We start from the raw sequence: 19,346 nt of genomic DNA on the forward strand, positions 1-19,346 counted from the left end.
AGAACGGCCTAAAAAGGATAACCCGTACGGATCGGTACGGGATCCTTTTGTTCGACTCATTAACCGCGCAATTTGATTAATTCATAGCCCGATGAAAATTGATATTATTGGTAAGGCTGCCCTGGAACGATGGGGACTTGCCAAAATAGTAAGCGAAAAAATCGAGAATGCAGAAATTACCAGTTTATCTGAATTTCATCACGAGACACTGGGAGAAACGTTACCGGCCGATATAGTCATTCTATGTCTCTCCCAACTTGACACCATACATGAAAACCTTGCGCAGCTTCGGGCAGCCTCCAACCGGTATTCCAAGTCGCGCATACTTGTGTGGGAAAACGTATCCAGCAAACACCCGTTCCTGAACTTACGTGCTTACCTGAGTAAGGGTTTTGACGGTTATGTAACCTCGCTGGATTTTTTGGAAGTATTTGAACAGTGTTTAAACAGGCTATCGTCGGGGAAAACTTACATATGCCCGGACGGTGTGGATTGGTTGTTGGGTTTGGCAGGCAGAGCCGACCGGGAGGCCGTCGAGCTGACCAGAAATGAATTGGATATTGCTTTTCGGCTCTTAGAAGGATTGTCAATTAGCCAGATAGCCCGGGATTCCAATCGAAAAGCTTCCACGATAAGCACAATAAAAAAGAACATACTCCGGAAGACCAACACGAAAAACGTGATGATGCTCGGCAAAGTGCTGAATTTCGATCAGAAGCGTAGCTACGCATGATGAGGAAACAACTATTTGTTCGCGGCTCAGTCTATGTTACCGATCATAAAGCCATCATATCAATTCACCGTTATACGCTATGAAGATTCATTTTACAGTTTTACTTGCTTTTCTTTCCCAGCTTGCCTTCGCACAGAAGGGTTTCTTTGTTGAGACAAAAATCAGCGCCGCCGCGCGGGCACGTGAGATGGCGACCGTATCTCAATTTTCGGTGCACCGCATACACAGCGCGGGCCTGAAAAAGTACCTGGCCCCGGCGCAGCCTGAATTTCCCAGAAAGCTGGCAGGTGGTATCCCGTTGGAGGTACCCTTGCCCAATGGTACTGTGGAGGTTTTTGAGCTATTCGAGTCTTCGATCCTGGCGCCGGCAGTCGCAAAAAAGCACCCTGAAATCAAAACCTATTCGGGTAAGGGAAAGCAGCATCCGAATTATTCGCTTCGGATCAATTTCACTTCCAGCGGGTTCAGTGCGATTGTTTTAGGGGTTGAAAACGATGCGGTCTATTTTGAGAAGTTTGATAAGAATTCATCCGACAGTTTGTACCAAAGCTATTTCGCGAGGGATGCTGTAAGCCCGGAGACCGGCAAATTGAAAAATGCAAACAACCGCTGCGGTGCGCTGGATGTGAAGCTTCCTCAGACATCCGGCCAAAATGGAGCGAGTCAGCGCGCAAATGCCGCCCTGGCTACCGGAGGCACATTAAGAACATTCAAACTGGCGATGGCTGCGACCGCCGAGTTTACGGCACATAAAGGTGGGACGCAAATTTCGGGGTTCAATGCATTGACAAACTACGTAAACAACCTGAACGCCGTTTATCAGAAAGAGCTGAGCGTGGCCCTTGTGCTCGTAAGCGATGAAACGCTGGTTTATACCGACGCCGCTACTGATCCCTATAACAACGACGACCAGGACGCGATGCTTACGCAAAATCAGCAAAACCTGGATGCAGCGCTCGGCAATACCGGCTATGACATAGGCCATGTACTGGGGTATGCAGGTAGCTCCGGCGGCGGACTTGCCGCCAGTCCTTCGGTTTGCGTTTCTTCTGAGAAAGCTCAGGGAGTATCAGGGGTAGGGGACGGCTCCTACGCGGAGGTTTTTGATTTTCAGCTTGTTGCCCATGAGGTGGGGCACCAGTTCGGTATGTCGCATTCATATAACAGCAACGTGCCCGTATGTACGACCCGCTCATTCGGAACGTCCGTTGAGCCCGGCGCAGGAACCACGATCATGAGCTATGGGTACACGTGCAGCAACAGCGACCCCGGTTCGGGATTGGTAGGGAATGATGACTATGAGGCTCCATATGCCCCGTTTCTGAACTTTCACGCGGTGAGTCTCGACCAGGCCAACACGTACATCGCCACACTCGATTGCTTTGCCGAAACCGCTACCGGTAATGCCGTGCCTGTAATTACAGCCATGCAAACGGCGTACGTAATCCCTAAATCCACTCCTTTTGTACTGGAAGCGCTCGCCACAGACAGTGATGCGGCAAATGTGCTCAGCTACTCGTGGGAAGGTACAAACGTCAGCAGCGAGTCAGACAAGGCAATGCTGACCGCATCGACCATTTCGGATGATACCAAACCACCGTTTTTCAGGTCTTACCCGCCGGTGGAATCCAATGCGAGCAGCATGCCGGGTAAAAGATATTACCCCAGACTTTCAGCGGTGCTGGATGGGTCAAATTATGCGAAAGGCGATAAACTTCCTTCGATTGGCATTGCAACAACCCACACACTGACCGTACGCGATAACCTGGGCGGCGTAGTGTCGGAAAAGGTAACGGTAGATATCGACGGCAATTCTGGGCCTTTCCTGGTTACCAATGATCCTTCGGGGACAAAAAAGGGCAATAATGCGCTGACTGTCGAGTGGAGTGTGAACGGTACCACAGCGGCGCCTGTCAATTGTACGCTGGTTGACATTTCGGTCTCTCTGGATGGCGGAAACACGTTCCCACTGGTTCTTGCAAGCGGTGTGCCCAACTCAGGGTCTGCGGCCATCACCTTGCCCGATACCAGCACCACGGAGGCCAGAATAAAGGTCGCTGCCAGCACCAGTACTGCCGACGGCAATTCGCCGAACATTTTCTTCGATATATCAAACCAAAATTTCACCATCGAAAAATCGTCGATGCCTGTCAGGCTGATCTCTTTCGACGTATCAGCAAAAGAGTCCGGCACGGCATTGCTTTCCTGGAAGACAACCGACGAAGTCAATAATGCGGGCTTCGAGATTGAAATGGGCTATAACCCCGGCGATTTCGTGAAAGTAGGCTTCGTGGGCGAAAACGGCGGCAATACCATTAACAACTATCAGTATTCAATCGATGGTCTTGTAGCCGGCAGATATTATTTCCGTCTGAAACAGATTGATCATGACGGCACCTATGCATACTCTAAAATTCAGGCGTTGCTGATCACCGGCAAAAGCGGGGAAGTGGCGGCGATTTACCCTAATCCTGCCGGGGACAAGATCAGCATTAACACCAACTTCTTCCAGAAATCGACACCGGTCTTCACCCTATTCGATTCGAACGGAAATATTGCATTAACCTCCGTGGGGACCATAACCGGCTCCCGGTGCGAAATAGATATCAGTAAGCTTGCCCCTGGGCTCTACACGGTTACGACAAGTACCGGCAGCAACCCGAGACCCTTGAGGTTCTTTAAACTGTAAGGGAAGCCTGATATTCCGGAATTGTCTATAGATAACGTTGAGGACAATTTACTAAGACCGCTGGCATTGCCAGCGGTTTTCTTCGGACATTGACTTTTGGAGCTTTTGTGGAGGCCAGGTAAGTGACAATCATGACAGTCAGCGGTTAAAGGAAGAAAGGTTGAGGATGCTAACCGACAGTTGTTGTCGCATTGAGAAGATATAAAAATTAAAATATGACTTATCGATTTACTCAGCTACAAGCATTTAGTAGATTTTCTTTATTGCTCTTCTTCTTATCTTTTTTATCAAATCAAAATTTACTTCATGCGCAGTATTTCAATACTCCGGGAGCCAAAATAAGAGACTTTGAAGGAGTATTTAGAATTGACTCGATCCCTATAACCGTAAGTGGTCTCCCGCTAAAAATAGATTCCTCTTTCGGCCTGGCAAAGGTCTGCCTGAATATCGATCATTTGAGAACCTCTGACTTAAAGATCGAACTGCTAAGTCCGGACGGTACTTCGATTTGGCTTACAAACAGGAATGGATCAGAGACCGGGCAGAACTATATGAATACTTGCTTCAGGAGCAATGGGTTCAATGGTTACATTCATAGCGGTAAGGCGCCTTTTGCAGGCGAGTTTATTCCAGATGGCCGCATGTCCTTTTTGAACAATAGTCAGAATCCCAATGGTATATGGTATCTGCTTGTTCAGGACCTGGCCGCCGGCAAAAAAGGTGTTCTCAATTATTTTAATCTTGAATTTTCGGCCAATCCCAACCCCAACTCGGGCTTGGGCGGTTGCTCTTTCGAATCACCTGAACTTTGCAGGATGCCGGAAAAAGGCACTGCTTTGTTGCCAGACCTTGTAACCTTACCGTTTTTTACGGACAACCAAATCAAGGAGTATCCACAGGACGATCAGAATTACCCCGGTCAGCTGAAGCTGGCCATATCGATTGCGAATTTAGGAGACGGCCCCATGGAGGTTTTCGGGCTACATGAATGGCGGTGTGCCGACACTATTGTGGATAGTACCACCGTTTGCCCGGATGGAAAAAAAGCGAGGCAAATTCTGTATCAGCGGATTTATTCACTCTCTGAAAACAAGAAGCTGAGTTATACGGATGTCCCAACAAACTCAAACTACTACGATGACAAACCAGGGCATAACCATTATCATGTTGATGACTGGGTGGAATTTCGTCTGGTAAAAGTTAAAAGGGGAAGGAAAGGCAGGGTAAAACACAAAGAGGTTATTGCGCAATCTTCAAAAATAAGCTACTGCTTGTTTGACTCGGGCATCTGCAATGACAACGATAATATTTGCCGGTTTGAGAACATCAATTACGGGGCGGGCAATCTGGCCAATTATGGTTTGGGGGCATACAGTTCCTGCCATTCCAGCAAACAAGGCATATCCGTGGGGGCGTATGATACTTATGGTATGATGTACGAGGGACAGTTTTTGACCATACCAAAAGGAACCAGAAATGGTGATTACCTGGTAGAGGTCGAGCTGGATCCGCTGAACAAAGTAGCCGAAAAAAACAAGGCTAACAACCTCTTGAGTTTTCCAATAACCTTGCGTAAGCAGGTACCCTAGACCGTGGTACCGGCTATCTATTCATTTAAAGTCGCAGCGAGATTATCTATCTGAAAATAAGCTCTTACCGCACTATTTAAATCTCTGTCATATTATTCTACAATTGTTCAATTATCGCGTTTCCATTTATTTCTATGAATCAAAAAACGTTTACATTTCTTCTATTGACCGGATTACTTGTTGCAGCATTTGTCCCATCCAAAAGCGCAGCTCAAACTTGTACGATCAACGTAACATCAGATAATTTCACGGTCAACGGCACAGGCGATCCGGACGTGATATGTATTGCGGCCAGTGTGGTGAATACCCAATTTAATAACCTGGGTACGGGCGATATCATCAAGGTGGCTTCGGGTGTAACCTGGACAATGCCCTCAGATCTTAATTATAATGGCCTTGTTACATATATTATTGAAGCAGGGGCAATTGTGAATACAAATGCAGGTGGTTCCAATGGGAATCTAATCATTAATAACTCGGGAACTCTAACTTTCGCAAACGCTTTTATCAGCTTTGCTGCCAACGGGGGGAGTACACTTCAAATTAACAACAAGGCGGGAGGTATCATAAACCATCTAGCCGGTATCGCTTTCAATTTTGGAAATGGCTCAGACTTTACCAATGACGGTACAATGAATTTTAATAACCTCGAGCTGGCCGAATCCTCAAATCCCACTAATTCGGAGACGGGTGTAATTAACGTAAAAAGGAACTTTAACCTGCATTCGCATGGCTTTCTTAATACAGGTAAGATAAGCACCACTTGTGAAACAACGGGTATACCGGGCGCTGACTCACAGGCATGTAGCTTTATGATCGGGGACAAGGGAGCGTTTTCGGCAGTGTTTGCAGAGGGCTCCTGTACCAGAATTAATGGTTTCGTAAATATCAGTGGACCCACAAATATTAGTGGCTATTTCGAGAATGACAATGGTGACTTCATGATCAATAAACTTGTGAGTGGGCTAGGGGGAACAATTGTTGTCAAGAACGGAGTAAGCTCAACGAATGGTGACGGAGGCATAAACAATGCGACGCTGCAATTTTATGATGTAAACACGGCAATGGGCGCTGGCCCGAATGGCGCTCCTGCCGCACATGGCCTTGATCAGAATGCAGGAAATACTGTGGACGCATTTACCGTTCCGGGTATTCAGCCGGTAAACCCATGTGAACTGGCCAGTATAGGCGACAAAGTATGGGAGGATAATGGTCCGGGAACGAACCTTAACAATGGAATTCAGGATGGTGGTGAAGCTGGTGTTGCGAATGTGACTGTTGAATTGCTGGATGGAAATGGTAATTCAATTGACAGCGACCCCACTGCGCCGGGCGTGCAACCCACTGTGACGGTTACCGATGCAACGGGTAATTATCTGTTTAGCAATCTTACTCCGGGACCGTATAAGATAAAATTCAGTAAACTTCCCGCAGGATACGTGTTGTCTCCGTCTAAATCGGGTTCGGATGATGCAAAAGACAGCGATGGCGGGCCACTCGCGAATGGGGCAAGCACCACGCAGGTTTACACCCTCGCGGCCGGACAGGCGAATTTAACCGTTGATCTCGGTATCGTCAGTGAAGTGGCCCTTCCTGTTACGCTCACTCATTTCGACGCCTATCCCGAAAACAACAGTGTTCAACTTACTTGGAGTACCTCGCAGGAAAGCAACTCCAAGCACTTTGAAGTGGAGCGTAGTGCCGATACCCGTTCATGGAATCAGATCGGAGTTGTATCCGCGTCCGGCAATAGAAATGGGTTGACAAACTACCATATGACAGACCTTTCTCCTCTTGAAGATATCAATTATTACCGCCTGAAAATGGTCGACCTCGATGGTACGTTTGCATACAGCAGGATCAAAAGTGTTCGTGTAAATGAGGGGAAAAAAGTGGTGTCGTATGTATTCCCGAATCCGGCATCCGACAAATTAGTCATCGCTGACAATAATGCTTCTGGGATTAAAAGTGTGCTTATTTATTATAGCGACGGGAAACTTGCACTGAGTACTGATAAGGTTACTGACAATGAAATCAACATCAAATCACTTCCAGCTGGAAAATACCTGATTAGGTTGATTTACAATGACCATACAATGAAGGCGAGCCAGGTATTGGTAACCCGTTAAAACACTAATCGCAAAGCAACCTATAATAGGCAACGTAATATCCCACGGCTAGGTTTTAGGGGGCTAAAAATATGTTTTTAAGAAGAAGGGACTTAAACAATAGTCCCTTCTTCTTTTTCAGCATGTAAACCGCCGAAACCACTCAGTAGATGAATTGTTTGGAAACACCAGACGGATATTTGCCCAAAACGTCGTAAATATGAAGGAATTACTGGGTAAGATGTCAGGTGATTGAAATCGTACAAGGGGACATTAGGAAAAATATCGCATGCTTAAATTTCTTTTCTTGTCATTAACCTATTGGGCGATATATTCCAATGTTTTCTTGGAGGGTAACACAGGCAGGCCTGCAATTAGTGACACACTTTTTTTTTCGCATGCTGAACTCTCAACTGTTGATCGCCGATGTTTCCAATTTCTGGCAGGCTACCGGTTGAATTCCGGGGTATTCATTTCTAACTATTATTCAGTCATTGATAGTCTATCGCTGGATTTGAATGATGATAAATTGACAGACAAAGTTCTTGTACTGGAACCCAGATCGCTAAACCCTGACGCAACTACTTGCGATCTCTCGTTTGACCGAAATCCTAAGCGGCTTTTGGTGGTGGTGATAAACGCGCCTCTGGCAGGTGCGAAAATCAGGGAAGTCTATAAAAGTGTTCTTTCTGACGCGGGTGGAGTGCTATCTCACTACGATGGAATCCATGTTACGCGAAATGGATTTAAAGTTGTTCATACAGCGGGGGCAGCCTACGCCTGGGAATATTCTATGGAGTTCTCGACGGGAAAAAATCGGATAACATTGAGAGAAATATCCAAAAGATGCTCATATGGCGATAAAAGTGATAGTCTGCTCTTTCGCTATCATCGGCTAGGTTTGGACAAAGTCAATGTGCCTGATACCCTGTCTAATCAATGCAATTGTGATGCTATTTGGTCAAAACTAAATAGCAAGTAGGGAGGGCGGGTCTTTTACAGGATAGCTCAGATGCCAGACACGATCCCGGTCCGAATCCCGCTTAGTCCTCACAGCGGGTATCGAATCCCAAATCCACATCCGATATTGTAAAATGATTTTTTTGCGCTTACAGACACAAAAAAGCCCCTCAGCTTGCGCCGAGGAGCTACCGTACCTGCAATGGGACAAATGTCGAACCGCTTTTTAGAGCGTCTGCCGAGACAGAGTGCCATACATTTGGCACTCTGTTAACTGCGGATAGTAAAATTGCTCGGGAAAGAGTCAGCTTACAACACGACGACGACCTTACCAACAGTTCTGCCGGACTCAATCTGCAAATGGGCCTCGCGAATTTGAGAAAAGTCGAACGATTGTGAGACATGCGGCTTAATTACGCCCTTTTCCAAAAGGGAAGCTATTTGCTTTATATCATCTCCGCTTGATTTGACTAGAATAAAGTAGCCGTTCACTCGCTTTTCTTTCGCTCGTTCACTTACCTGGTCGCTCAGTCCGGTTGGAATGCTGATAATGGTTCCGCCTTCGCGGGTTACTGCTATGGAGTTGTCGATGTTATATCCTCCGATTGTATCCAGAACGAAGTCGTATTCACGCGGTTGAACCTGCCAGTCAAACCCACGGTAATCGATATGCCGATCTACTCCCAGGCCTAGCACGAAGTCTTTATTTTTAGATGAGGATGTGCCGGTAACAATTGCGCCCAGATGTTTAGCAAGCTGTACTGCAATGTGGCCCACACCACCGGCAGCTGCATGAATCAATACACGCTGGCCCGCCTCTACCTTTCCGTTCGTTACCAAAGCCTGCCATGCAGTCAGGGCAACCAGGGTCGAGGCGGCAGCCTCTTCAAACGAAACATTGACTGGTTTGATGGCAAGCTGACTCGCCGGGGCTGCAACGTATTCCGCGTAGGCTTTTCCATGGCCTGGAAAATTCACCATTCCAAAAACCTCATCGCCTGGTTTAAAAGATTCGCTCCGGCTCGCTTGTATTACACCCGCAATATCCCACCCCAGGATAATTGGTGACGCATCCTTCAGGGCGGCATATAGTCCCTTGCCCTCGCGTACTTTCGTATCGACAGGGTTGACACTGATGGATTTTACTTTCACAAGCACCTCGCCGGTCCCAATCTCCGGAATCGCGGTATCGACGTACTCCAACTGGTCAACGCTGCCTGGTGCGTTTAATATGATAGTTTTCATTACAATTAAAATCAGTTGACTATTGAAATTGTGTGTCAGAGGTCGCTTTGGTAAATGTGCTCACCAAGATTGAGTTCAAGTTCTCCGTTTTGCTGCAGACCCTTACCCAGTAATTTCTTGATTCGTTGTCGCGCTTCCGGCCATTCCAGGGATGCAAAGAATTTGACCTGGGTATCGTTGATATCTTCATTTCGGGGAAGGGGTGCCCGCTGATTCATGATCGATTTGATCGACGCAATTGCTTTCTGATCGAAGGATGCGATTCTTCTGGCAAAGTTGTCGACAAATGAATCCAGCTCAGCATCGGGGATCGCCCGGTTTACCCAACCGTATACGGCGGCTGTCTGGGCATCATAATCCTGTCCGCTCAAAATGATTTCGAGCGCTCTGGCCTTACCGGTAAGCAGATGCAGGCGCTCCAAGCCGCCACCGCCTGGGAATGATCCTATTCCAATCTCGACTTGAGCGAGAAACGCCTTTTCTGCACTTGCGAACCGAATGTCAAATGCCTGGGCGAACTCGCTTCCTAGTCCCCTTGCCCTGCCGCGAATGGATGCTATGCTAACGAAACTGGCCTGTTCTAATCGCTTGGCCATATCAGGCCAGGCAATCGAGAGACCTGTCTTGCCTGTGCCTTTCGGAAAATCATTGACGTTGAGCAGCTCTACATGCGCCACAAAAAAGTCCGGGTTGGCACTTTCGAAGACAACGACTTTCAGTTTGTCGTTGGACTCCATTTCATCCATTAATACCATCAGTTGTTTGGAGAACTCGGTGTCAAACATGTTGATCGGGGGATTGTCGAACGTGACTTTCCAATAGCTCTCGCTGATTTTGTCGGTCTTGAAAATCATGGTTGTGTTTAGATAGTTATTGAGCAATAGTTAGAATGCTCAAAGCTATAACCCGGCAATTTCGGCCAGCTAACACAAACCAAGGAGATCCTTACACTTTTCCCTGATTTCGAGTCTCAAGGGGGGATTTGCCTTTCGATTTTTTAAAGAGACGCGAGAAGTAGGGGGCATTGTCAAAACCAAGCTGATATGCTACGTCCTGTACATTCATATCGGTTTGGGTCAGCAAAATTTCTGCTTGTTCGATAACATAGTCGTGTATCAGGGTGATGGTATTTTTCCCTGTTTCCTGCCGCACCAAGTCGGTGAGATAATTGGGTGACAGGTTGAGCTTTGAAGCCAATGCGGATACAGTGGGTACCCCGTGCACTGGCTCGGAGAGGTTATTGTAATGTTCTTGCAGAAGCTGTTTTATTTTCGAGATGATCGTACGAGCAGGAGCTTGATGGTCGCGAAACTGCCGCTCATAGTAGGTTTCGGCATATGTAAGTACCACGTTCAATAGGGAAAGAATCACGTCTACATTGGCATCGGCTTGCTTTTCGAGTAGCTCCGTATGTATCCTGGTGAAAAGCCAGGTGATGGTTTCTTCCTCCTCTGCGGTCAGAAACAAGGCATCGTCGATTTCATAGCTGAAATACTTATAACGACTGATCTGGCCGGCGATGGGATTTTTTTTGATAAGATCAGGATGGAAGACAAAAGCGTAGCCGTCCCAAAAAGTGAGCGTGTCCCATGAAACGACTTGGCCGGGTTCGCTGAATAGCATCAAACCGTTTTCCGTCTTGTATTTGCCACTGCCATATCTGATGTCTCCTGAGAAATTTTTCTTAAATGCGACCTTAAAGAGATTGACCTGAATCTCAGTGCTTTGGGCTGGAAAATTGGGGATGGCCTGCTTGCAAATCCGGCTATCCATCAAAGGGTGCATCGGGTTCGACAGGTTTAAGTATTTATTGTAATGGGTTAGGTCATCAAAAACTTTCATACCACGAAGGTAATCAGAATGATATAATGTGCCATGCAGGGGTAAGACAGCAAAATCTTATCTTAAGGAATGGTCGGGAAATTACGGAAATATTATCGGCTCCAGTTCAGCCCCCACAACCGGAGTCGAATCAAAATGGCGACAAAATGATATCCTACAAAGTTTTAATTGTAATTTTTTTGTGTTTCGAGCACAAAAAAGCCCCTCAGCTTGCGCCGAGGGGCTACCGTACCCGCAACGGGACAAATGTCGAACCAACTGCTTATTGATTTGCGTAAAATAGCTGAGTTAAGTGACTTTTTGTCCAAAAGGAGTATTTTGTGAGAATCCAACAATAGGACCGGCTGTATCGAAAACGGCCGCGGTCCCTGATTCCATTCACAGACGAATAGTAGGTTGTAGGTGAGCAAAAAGGATGTATAACACCTTTATGCTCTATGGTGAGAGTATTATTGAAAGCTGAAAAATAAGATTTTATCGATCTTTCTTGAACGGTACTACTTTTTGTCGTTGAGTTCCTAATCCTTCACCCTTCAAAACAACTTCGTCGCCCACTTGCAAAAAAACGGCTGGTTTATGACCAAGCCCAACACCGGCGGGTGTACCTGTGATAATCACATCCCCCGGAAGTAAGGTCATATACTGGCTGATATAGCTCACCAGATAATTGATGCCGAAGATCATATTGGCCGTGTTTGAAGATTGCATGACCTTCTCATTAACGCTTAGTTGCAGGGCTATATGCTGAGGGTCTGGGAGTTGACTCGCGGGTATGAAATAAGGTCCCAAAGGGCCAAACCCATCAAAGCTTTTCCCCTTTGTCCATTGACCAGTTCCTTCCAATTGATAACTACGCTCACTCACATCATTGACCAGGGCATAGCCTGCAATGTAATTTACGGCTTCCTGTTCAGAAAGTAGCGCCGCTTTCTTCCCAATTACAATTGCGATCTCGACTTCCCAATCCAGCTTCTGCGAGCTAGGGGGCATAGGAATGGGATCAAACGGGCCCGATAATGAAGACGTTGCTTTCAAAAAAATTACTGGTTCCTTCGGGATCGCCATACTGGCCTCCTGGGCATGATCTCGGTAATTTAAACCAATGCCGACTATTTTTGACGGACGGGCAACACAAGGCCCGATCCGAACGCTCTTATCGACTGGCAGGCACTGAGCAGCATAAGTAGCCAACCAATTTTTCAGGCGGTTAATACCGTCTGTTTCAAAAAATGATTCGTTGTAATCACTACCGAATTCAGAGACGTCCAGCCGTCTGCCATCGGGATATTCAACACCTGGCTTTTCATACCCACTTGGGCCAAAACGAAACAGTTTAATCGAAGTCTGAGATTGCGCCCAAATCGATTGGCTCATCAGCAATAGCAGGCAATAAATTGCGATTTGTGTCTTCATACAGTATGGTTTGGTTGATCTATTAATGACAATAAACCCCTCAATGCAGCTTTACTTTCCCAATTTTCCAGGTACCTATGCTATCCCGGCACATACCGGCTACCCAACTTCCTTTTAAATCATATGCAACCGAAAAATGTTGCAGGATCTGTTGATCAGACAAGGTTGAATCGGTCAACGCCTTAGTTGGTGGTGCGCAGGGAAGAATATAAAATAGCGGCTTCCAGTATTTTCTTGATGGTTACTAACTCCCCCTCTGTTCGAGGAGAATACACCATCATATAGGTTGACGGTAATTGGCTTCCAGGCTTATAGATTTGCCCGGCTAACCCGTGCAACTCGCCCCAACCTTTTTCCAGCACTTCTTTGGTATCACTGGGACTCAACGAAAAATGCATCGATCCGTCGGTTGGGTGCAGATGGCCTACTTCGGCATGCGTAGCCGTTACGACGGTCTTATTGCCTTTTGTGCTGTCATTGAGAAACACCGCATCATTATGCCGCTCAAAATAACTCTTCTGGATGTGTACCAATGATTTGTTTTGTGCCACGACTTCATCAAAGAGGGCTTTTTGTTTGTCACGGATGGCCGTGTTATTATGCTGGTCGGTTTGCCGGTGAGGAATGGCAAACGGCGCAATCGTTGGTCTGGCTCCTGTACGCTTAGGCAAGTCCCTCAGCGTTTTTACATCGCCGGTTGCACCCATTTTGCCCACGAGCTGGGAAATATCTAATGGGTTTCTAAGCTTCTTATTCAGGCTTTGCAGTGTACGAAAGCCTTCTACCGTGTGAGGTAGTCCACCTACGCCAAGAGCCACCCAGCTCTGGTATTCTTTAAACTCTTCAGGAGTTAATTGGGCTTTAATCGTGTCCAAGTCAGTTGGGGTGGATTGGCCGTCAGGCTTGCTTTGGGCCACTACACCGTTGACAAATAGCAGGAAAAAGATTGCGGCAAGTTTGCGGATCATGGTTCGATTGTTTTCTGACCACAAATTTCCTTTTAGAAGTTTGCATAGAGCTAACACGATTTACGGTTATGCTTGTCCTTTTTACGGCTTTAGACCTGGTGCCGCGCGCGAAACTCGAGGGGTGTCTGCCCTGTTTGCTTTTTGAAAAATCGATTGAAATAGGATACGTTGTCAAAACCGAATCGGTATGCAATCTGGGCGACCTGGTCATCGGAGTGCAATAAAAGAGCTTTGATTTCCAGCATCATTTTACGTTGTACATGAGCGGATGCCGGTAAACCGCTGACCCGTTTAATTACTTCGTTCAGATAATTGGCACTGATCCCTAGCAAGTCTGCCAGCAAGGAGACCGAAGGCATTACTGACTGCTGGCCGCTGACCAACTGAGTTACATACTCATCCAGAACATTCCTAAATCGATTTAACAGAGCTTGATTGGCTTTCTGCTCAGCGGGCAGTTGCCCCATTTTTTGGGTGTATAGGCGGCGAATTTTATGAAGGTAAACTGCCAGCAGCTTTCTAACCATGCTCAATTTGTCGGGCAGTTCGGAGTACATTTCCCGGATCATTTCCTCGGCCAGCTGCCGGAGCTGGTCAGCCTCTGTTTGATCTAATGACAGGAGGGTATCGCCTGCTAGGGTGAAAAAGGGATATTGGCTGTCAAACCCAGAATGAGTCGAATCGACATCTGCAAATTCCTGAGTAAAATAAATAACGGTTCCATATAATCGACCTTCCCGCTCCCAGGATTCTAATTTCCCGGGATAGCTAAAACTTAAACAGTTCTGCCCAATTGATTGCCTGGTATTCCCGGCAGTGAAGGCTAGCTGAGAGTTGGTAAACAGAATAATCCGATAAAAATTGGATCGGTATAAAGGCATCACTTTCAGCTTGGTATCGGGCTGCTCTTCCAGGCGCATACACATGATCTGCGGATGCAGGGGTCGTCCTAATCCGTAGGCGTTAAAAAAATCTGTGATGGAATAGATAGCAGGGATAGGTACCACTGGCGTATAAAGCTCTTTGCGTTGGTTTCTGGTTAGTCTGTCGAACTTGTTAAGGTAAGAATTAATCATGCACCTTACTAAACGTCCCATTTCTCAACTCAGAGTAAGCTTTGGGAATAGCCTATGAGCGCATGAGGCCTTAATCTCAGTTAGCCATCTCACATTTCAATGGTTCAAAAACTTTCCGTCCGCTGATTTACTGAGACAGGCATTCATGTCGAACCGGAAATGCAACTCAGTTCGTAAGTATATCTGATTGTTATTCAAATGAATATGTGTTTGTGCGCTATCTCGATTTCGGAGTTTTGCGTGAAAAGTCTTGCTTAGTTCCCACAACCGAAGTCGAATCAAAATGGCGACAAAACAATATCTTGCGAAGTTTTAATTGTAATTTTTTGTGCTCGAAAACACAAAAAAGCCCCTCAGCTTGCGCCGAGGGGCTACCGTACCCAGAGCCGGAGTCGAACCGGCACGAGTGTTACCTCATTGGTGTTTGAGACCAACGCGTCTACCAATTCCGCCATCTGGGCATTGATCTGCTGGGTTGGGAGTGCAAAAGTAGGCAGAAAAAGAGATTAAGCAAGTCCTTGATGCAAATTTTTGCAAGATTTTTGTGACAAAATTCAGGGCTCGCTGCTAACCCGCTTATTCATAGCGCAATGCCTCGATCGGGTCCAGGCGAGATGCTTTGATGGCCGGGTAAATACCCGAAAGCACACCTACCATCACGCATATGGCAATACCGACAGCCATCCAGAGCCACGGGACTACGAAGGTGGCGTTTTCACTGATAACGCCCGTAATGGAGTTTCCAACGATGATGCCGAGGATCAAACCGCCGATACCGCCGAGAATACAAACCACAATGGCTTCGATGAGGAACTGCATGCGGATTACGCGCGGCGTAGCGCCAAGGGATTTGCGAATGCCGATTTCACGCGTCCGTTCGGTAACAGATACGAGCATGATGTTCATCAATGCAATGGAGGCACCGAGCAGCGTTACAGTGCCGATCACGAATCCGCCGATGCGCAGATAACCGGTGATGTTCGCGAAATCCTTCACCATCGCGTCAGCACGGTCGATGGTAAACGAATCCTCTTTGCCGAGTTCGTCGTTGCGGATACGGCGCATCATGCCGCGGGCCTCTTCTACGATCATATCGCCGTCGGAAACATTGGGGGCAGAGGCTGTGATGTTGTAGGTGAGCGTGCGGTTGGCGGCGAGGCCGCGGCCGTTTTCCAGCGGGATGAGGATGAGCCGGTCAGAGTTGTTGTTGCCTCCCAGCGAGCCTTTTTTGTCCAATACACCTATTACTTTATACCGGCTGCCCATGAAGGTAATCTCCTTGTTGAGCGGGTCGTTGCGTTCGAAAAGTTTGCGCGCAATTTCCTGGCCCAGTACTGCAACATTCAGGGATTTTTCGAGGTCATTCTTGTCCAGATTACGGCCGAGGCTGATCTTGTAGCCGTTAATGCCCAGGTACTGGTCGTCGGAGCCGACCACGTTGCTGTTCGGGTTGGTTTTGTTGCTCCGGTAGTTGACTTGCACAGCACCGGCAATGTCCGCCGAAAGCGATGCCGTGGCCTGATACGTTGCTTTGAATTTGTCGGCGAAGGTTTTGGCCTGGCGGTAGGTGACTGCGGGATATTGCTTGCTGCGGCGGCCTCCGCTACGGAAATCGTCGTCCACGCGGTTGCGGACGGTGAACGTGTTGGCACCTAGGTCGGCGAAACTGCTGTTAACGGACCCTTGAATGCCGTCGATGGCCGTAAGTATTCCTACGAGGGAGGTAATGCCGATGGCGATGATCATGGCTGTGAGTACAGTCCGGAGGAGGTTACTTTGGATCGAACGCAGGCCTTCTTCGATGTTTTCGCGTATAATCATGGCATGTAAAGGTGGTGCACCAGAAACAGGTTTTGGTCGTTAGTAATAGTGTCTGTATGGAATCCGCACAGGGTTTGAAATGCGGCCGGACGCCGGAAACCGGTACGAGTTTTGTGGCAGATTTCGGAACGTGCCGGATTCTTTATTATATTTAATCTTTACCTGAATGTAAAACTGCGCATGAAAGTCGAAAGAATCAAACCAGTGATACGCCTGTATATCCCGCTCGTCATTTTTTTGATCAGCTCGCTGAATGCTATGGCAAACCGCCTGCTGATCCCGATGGATGAGTCGCAAAAGAACCATTTGAAGGCTTACGGCATATCTTTCTGGATACTGAAAAACTATGAAATGGAAATGGACTGGCTCCTCAATTACCGGGGCGGCAGTTTTATGGTAGCTTACAATCAGCAGTTTGCATCTGAAATGACCGTGCGCGGCGTAAGCTTCGAGGTGATTTCCGAAGGACAAGCCGGGCAGATATTAAACCAGATCAGTTCGCCGGATGTGAATATGGACGCGGTGAAACTGCAAAAAGCACCCCGCATTGCGGTGTATTCTCCCAAATCCAAGCTACCCTGGGACGACGCGGTGACGCTGGTGCTTACCTATGCTGAGATTCCCTACGATGTGGTGTATGATGATGAGGTGTTGAACAATAAATTACCCGAATACGACTGGCTGCATTTGCACCATGAAGATTTCACGGGGCAGTTTGGCAAGTTTTTCCAATACAAAGATTATCCCTGGTACCGTGAGCAGAAAAAGGAAGCAGAAGAGACTGCTACCAAGTTCCAGTTCAACAATGTGCCGCAGATGAAGCTGGCCGTCGCCAAAAAGATCGCCGAGTTTGTGACCGGGGGAGGTTATATGTTCGCCATGTGCAATGCGACGGATACTTTTGATATCGCACTGGCCGCCGACGGCGTGGATATCGTGGATGCCATGTACGACGGCACACCCGCAGATCCGACAGCGAATGGAAAGCTGAACTACAACAATTCATTTGCATTCCAGGACTTCAAAACGATTCCTTATCCGTATGAAATTGAGTTCTCGGACATTGATAACCAGCCCGACGAACGGGGTATGATCGAATCGAACGACTTTTTCTCGCTTTTCCAGTTCTCGGCCAAATGGGACCCGGTACCGAGCATGCTCACTCAAAATCACCAGACCATCATCAAAGGTTTTCTGGGACAAACCACTGCATTCAAAAACCGGTTGATCAAACCGGAGGTAATCATCCTGGCGGAGAACAAAAATGCCAAGGAGGCGCGCTACATTCATAGTACGCATGGCAAGGGCTTTTTTACATTCTACGGCGGCCACGATCCGGAGGACTACCAGCACCGTGTGGGGGAAGAGCCGACCGATTTGAACCTGCATCCGAACTCGGCCGGCTACCGGTTGATCTTGAACAACATTCTTTTTCCGGCTGCGAAAAAGAAAAAATTGAAGACCTGACCGAAAAGTTAACAGCGGAAGAAATAAGTTTGAAATCACACTGACCGTGCGTTATCGCACGGTTTTTTTGTTTTATGATTTGATGTAATTGTCTGATTTGTAATTTGTTATGTATTGGCACGGATTTCGGATAAATGAAAGGGTATTAGCCATGAATTTTTCCATTGAAAACCTCCAACCAGACCTACATGGATCGGGAAATTGCACCGGAATATGTCAAGCAAACCAGGAACCGCCGATGGGTGATCATCGGTGCCGTCGTCATCGGGCTGGCAGTTCTGTTTTACTTTTTTAAGAAATCGCTTTCCAGCACGCTCGAAAGTGACCGCATGAGGACCGGTACCGTCGAAACCGGCGACGTCGAAAACACGCTGACTGCTTCGGGAGAAATCATCCCGGCCTACGAGCAGATCTTCACGAGCCCGATCCGTGCGAGCATTAAGCGCATACTGCTCACGCCCGGAACGCGTGTGAAGCCCGGGCAGCCGATTGTTGAACTCGACAAATCGTTGACGGAGATCGAATTTGAACGGTACAAAGACCAGCTCGAACTGAAAAACAACGGCATCGACCAGCTGCGGATGAAGCTTAACAAGAATTTGTATGATGCAGAGATTAATGACAAGATCAAATCTCTGAATATCAACAAACTGAAAGCGGACTTTGAAGACGCCAAAAGGCTGCAAAAAGTGGGTGGAGGGACTGTCGAGGACATTACTCGCGCCGAGAATGCACTGAAAATCGCGGAACTCGAAAAGAAGCAGCTGGAAAACGACCTTCGGTATAACCGCGAATCGATGGGAGCCAGCTTGCGCGAGACTGAGCTGGGTGCGCAGATAGAAGGCAAAAACTTGCAGGAATTACAGCATAAGCTCAAAATGGCCGACATCATCGCCGATCGCCCGGGCGTGCTTACCTGGGTGAACGAGAATATCGGATCGTCGGTAAATGAAGGGGAAATGCTGGCCAAAGTGGCCGATCTGGGTAGTTTTCGGGTTGAAGGGAGCTGCTCGGATGTATATGCGGATCAGGTGAAAGCAGGGCTCGGGGCCATTATCAAAATCAATGATGTGCAGCTGCGCGGGGTAATCACGCAGGTGAAGCCGGCTGTGAAGGATGGCGTGATTGGCTTCACGATCCAGCTCGACAATGCCCGGAATGAATCGCTCCGGCCCAATATGAAGGTGGAGGTGTATGTGGTTACAAGCAAAAGTGCCCAGACACTGCGCGTGGCGAATGGCCCCGCGTTTACAGGTAAGCGGAAACAATATGTGTACGTTCTCGAAAACGGCAAGGCACACCGGCGGGAAATCGAAACAGGCCTTTCCAATTTTGACTATGTCGAAATCAGAAGTGGCCTGAAAGCGGGGGATAAGGTAATCCTGACCAATATGAATGATTACGAACACCTGGAAGAGCTAACCATTCAGTGATT

General features: G+C 47.5%; 14 protein-coding genes and 1 tRNA gene. 7 read left to right on the plus strand and 8 right to left on the minus strand.

The annotated features are described in order from the left end of the window. Positions 1-91: 91 nt before the first annotated feature. From J2Y43_RS30390 to J2Y43_RS30410, 5 genes are all read left to right on the plus strand, one after another. A complete protein-coding gene (locus J2Y43_RS30390; protein WP_309991618.1) occupies positions 92-733 on the plus strand; it encodes a LuxR C-terminal-related transcriptional regulator in 642 nt (213 codons plus the stop codon). Positions 734-812: 79 nt separating this feature from the next. Next, entirely contained in the window at positions 813-3,422 is a 2,610-nt protein-coding gene (locus J2Y43_RS30395) for a zinc-dependent metalloprotease (RefSeq protein ID WP_309991621.1), read from the plus strand. Between the two features lie 215 nt (positions 3,423-3,637). After that, entirely contained in the window at positions 3,638-5,011 is a 1,374-nt protein-coding gene (locus J2Y43_RS30400; protein WP_309991624.1) for a proprotein convertase P-domain-containing protein, read from the plus strand. A gap of 134 nt (positions 5,012-5,145) precedes the next feature. Further along, the gene (locus tag J2Y43_RS30405) at positions 5,146-7,140 is read left to right on the plus strand and encodes an SdrD B-like domain-containing protein (protein WP_309991627.1); all 1,995 of its coding nucleotides are present in this window, start codon (positions 5,146-5,148) and stop codon (positions 7,138-7,140) included. A gap of 268 nt (positions 7,141-7,408) precedes the next feature. Then, on the plus strand, positions 7,409-8,101 hold the full coding sequence (locus J2Y43_RS30410; RefSeq protein WP_309991630.1) for a hypothetical protein: 693 nt from the start codon (positions 7,409-7,411) through the stop codon (positions 8,099-8,101). Positions 8,102-8,388: 287 nt separating this feature from the next. Here the strand turns inward: J2Y43_RS30410 and J2Y43_RS30415 are convergent, their stop codons facing one another. The 8 genes from J2Y43_RS30415 to J2Y43_RS30450 all read right to left on the minus strand — a co-directional run bounded on the left by J2Y43_RS30415 (position 8,389) and on the right by J2Y43_RS30450 (position 16,444). Further along, positions 8,389-9,324, minus strand: a complete 936-nt coding sequence (locus J2Y43_RS30415; RefSeq protein WP_309991633.1) for an NADP-dependent oxidoreductase — start codon at positions 9,322-9,324, stop codon at positions 8,389-8,391. A gap of 35 nt (positions 9,325-9,359) precedes the next feature. Further along, entirely contained in the window at positions 9,360-10,178 is an 819-nt protein-coding gene (locus tag J2Y43_RS30420) for an enoyl-CoA hydratase/isomerase family protein (protein WP_309991636.1), read from the minus strand. Positions 10,179-10,269: 91 nt separating this feature from the next. Further along, on the minus strand, positions 10,270-11,166 hold the full coding sequence (locus J2Y43_RS30425; RefSeq protein ID WP_309991639.1) for an AraC family transcriptional regulator: 897 nt from the start codon (positions 11,164-11,166) through the stop codon (positions 10,270-10,272). 474 nt (positions 11,167-11,640) lie between these two features. Continuing rightward, positions 11,641-12,504: a fumarylacetoacetate hydrolase family protein gene (locus J2Y43_RS30430; RefSeq protein WP_309992427.1), complete on the minus strand. Its 864-nt coding sequence runs from the start codon at positions 12,502-12,504 to the stop codon at positions 11,641-11,643. 257 nt (positions 12,505-12,761) lie between these two features. Then, entirely contained in the window at positions 12,762-13,547 is a 786-nt protein-coding gene (locus J2Y43_RS30435) for a luciferase family protein (RefSeq protein WP_309991642.1), read from the minus strand. An 89-nt stretch (positions 13,548-13,636) separates the two neighbouring features. After that, the gene (locus J2Y43_RS30440) at positions 13,637-14,623 is read right to left on the minus strand and encodes a helix-turn-helix domain-containing protein (RefSeq protein WP_310226723.1); all 987 of its coding nucleotides are present in this window, start codon (positions 14,621-14,623) and stop codon (positions 13,637-13,639) included. A 377-nt stretch (positions 14,624-15,000) separates the two neighbouring features. After that, positions 15,001-15,084: transfer RNA gene (locus J2Y43_RS30445), tRNA-Leu, on the minus strand. Between the two features lie 115 nt (positions 15,085-15,199). Beyond that, a complete protein-coding gene (locus J2Y43_RS30450) occupies positions 15,200-16,444 on the minus strand; it encodes an ABC transporter permease (protein WP_309991650.1) in 1,245 nt (414 codons plus the stop codon). Positions 16,445-16,624: 180 nt separating this feature from the next. Between J2Y43_RS30450 and J2Y43_RS30455 the strand changes: the two genes are divergently transcribed. Together J2Y43_RS30455 and J2Y43_RS30460 are read left to right on the plus strand one after the other, a co-directional pair. Next, positions 16,625-17,911 (plus strand): asparagine synthetase B, encoded by a 1,287-nt coding sequence (locus tag J2Y43_RS30455; protein ID WP_309991654.1) that lies wholly within the window; start codon positions 16,625-16,627, stop codon positions 17,909-17,911. A 188-nt stretch (positions 17,912-18,099) separates the two neighbouring features. After that, positions 18,100-19,344, plus strand: coding sequence for an efflux RND transporter periplasmic adaptor subunit (locus J2Y43_RS30460; protein ID WP_309991657.1), 1,245 nt, complete (start codon positions 18,100-18,102; stop codon positions 19,342-19,344). Positions 19,345-19,346: the final 2 nt, after the last annotated feature.

The organism is Dyadobacter sp. BE31, from assembly GCF_031457695.1.
Taxonomy (GTDB): Bacteria; Bacteroidota; Bacteroidia; order Cytophagales; family Spirosomataceae; genus Dyadobacter.

Coding starts and splice junctions, on each gene's coding strand:
- J2Y43_RS30440 (WP_310226723.1), bottom strand. CDS start 14,623: ATGATTAATTCTTACCTTAACAAGTTCGACAGACTAACCAGAAACCAA.
- J2Y43_RS30425 (WP_309991639.1), bottom strand. CDS start 11,166: ATGAAAGTTTTTGATGACCTAACCCATTACAATAAATACTTAAACCTG.
- J2Y43_RS30410 (WP_309991630.1), top strand. CDS start 7,409: ATGCTTAAATTTCTTTTCTTGTCATTAACCTATTGGGCGATATATTCC.
- J2Y43_RS30390 (WP_309991618.1), top strand. CDS start 92: ATGAAAATTGATATTATTGGTAAGGCTGCCCTGGAACGATGGGGACTT.
- J2Y43_RS30400 (WP_309991624.1), top strand. CDS start 3,638: ATGACTTATCGATTTACTCAGCTACAAGCATTTAGTAGATTTTCTTTA.
- J2Y43_RS30420 (WP_309991636.1), bottom strand. CDS start 10,178: ATGATTTTCAAGACCGACAAAATCAGCGAGAGCTATTGGAAAGTCACG.
- J2Y43_RS30395 (WP_309991621.1), top strand. CDS start 813: ATGAAGATTCATTTTACAGTTTTACTTGCTTTTCTTTCCCAGCTTGCC.
- J2Y43_RS30450 (WP_309991650.1), bottom strand. CDS start 16,444: ATGATTATACGCGAAAACATCGAAGAAGGCCTGCGTTCGATCCAAAGT.
- J2Y43_RS30455 (WP_309991654.1), top strand. CDS start 16,625: ATGAAAGTCGAAAGAATCAAACCAGTGATACGCCTGTATATCCCGCTC.
- J2Y43_RS30435 (WP_309991642.1), bottom strand. CDS start 13,547: ATGATCCGCAAACTTGCCGCAATCTTTTTCCTGCTATTTGTCAACGGT.
- J2Y43_RS30460 (WP_309991657.1), top strand. CDS start 18,100: ATGGATCGGGAAATTGCACCGGAATATGTCAAGCAAACCAGGAACCGC.
- J2Y43_RS30405 (WP_309991627.1), top strand. CDS start 5,146: ATGAATCAAAAAACGTTTACATTTCTTCTATTGACCGGATTACTTGTT.
- J2Y43_RS30415 (WP_309991633.1), bottom strand. CDS start 9,324: ATGAAAACTATCATATTAAACGCACCAGGCAGCGTTGACCAGTTGGAG.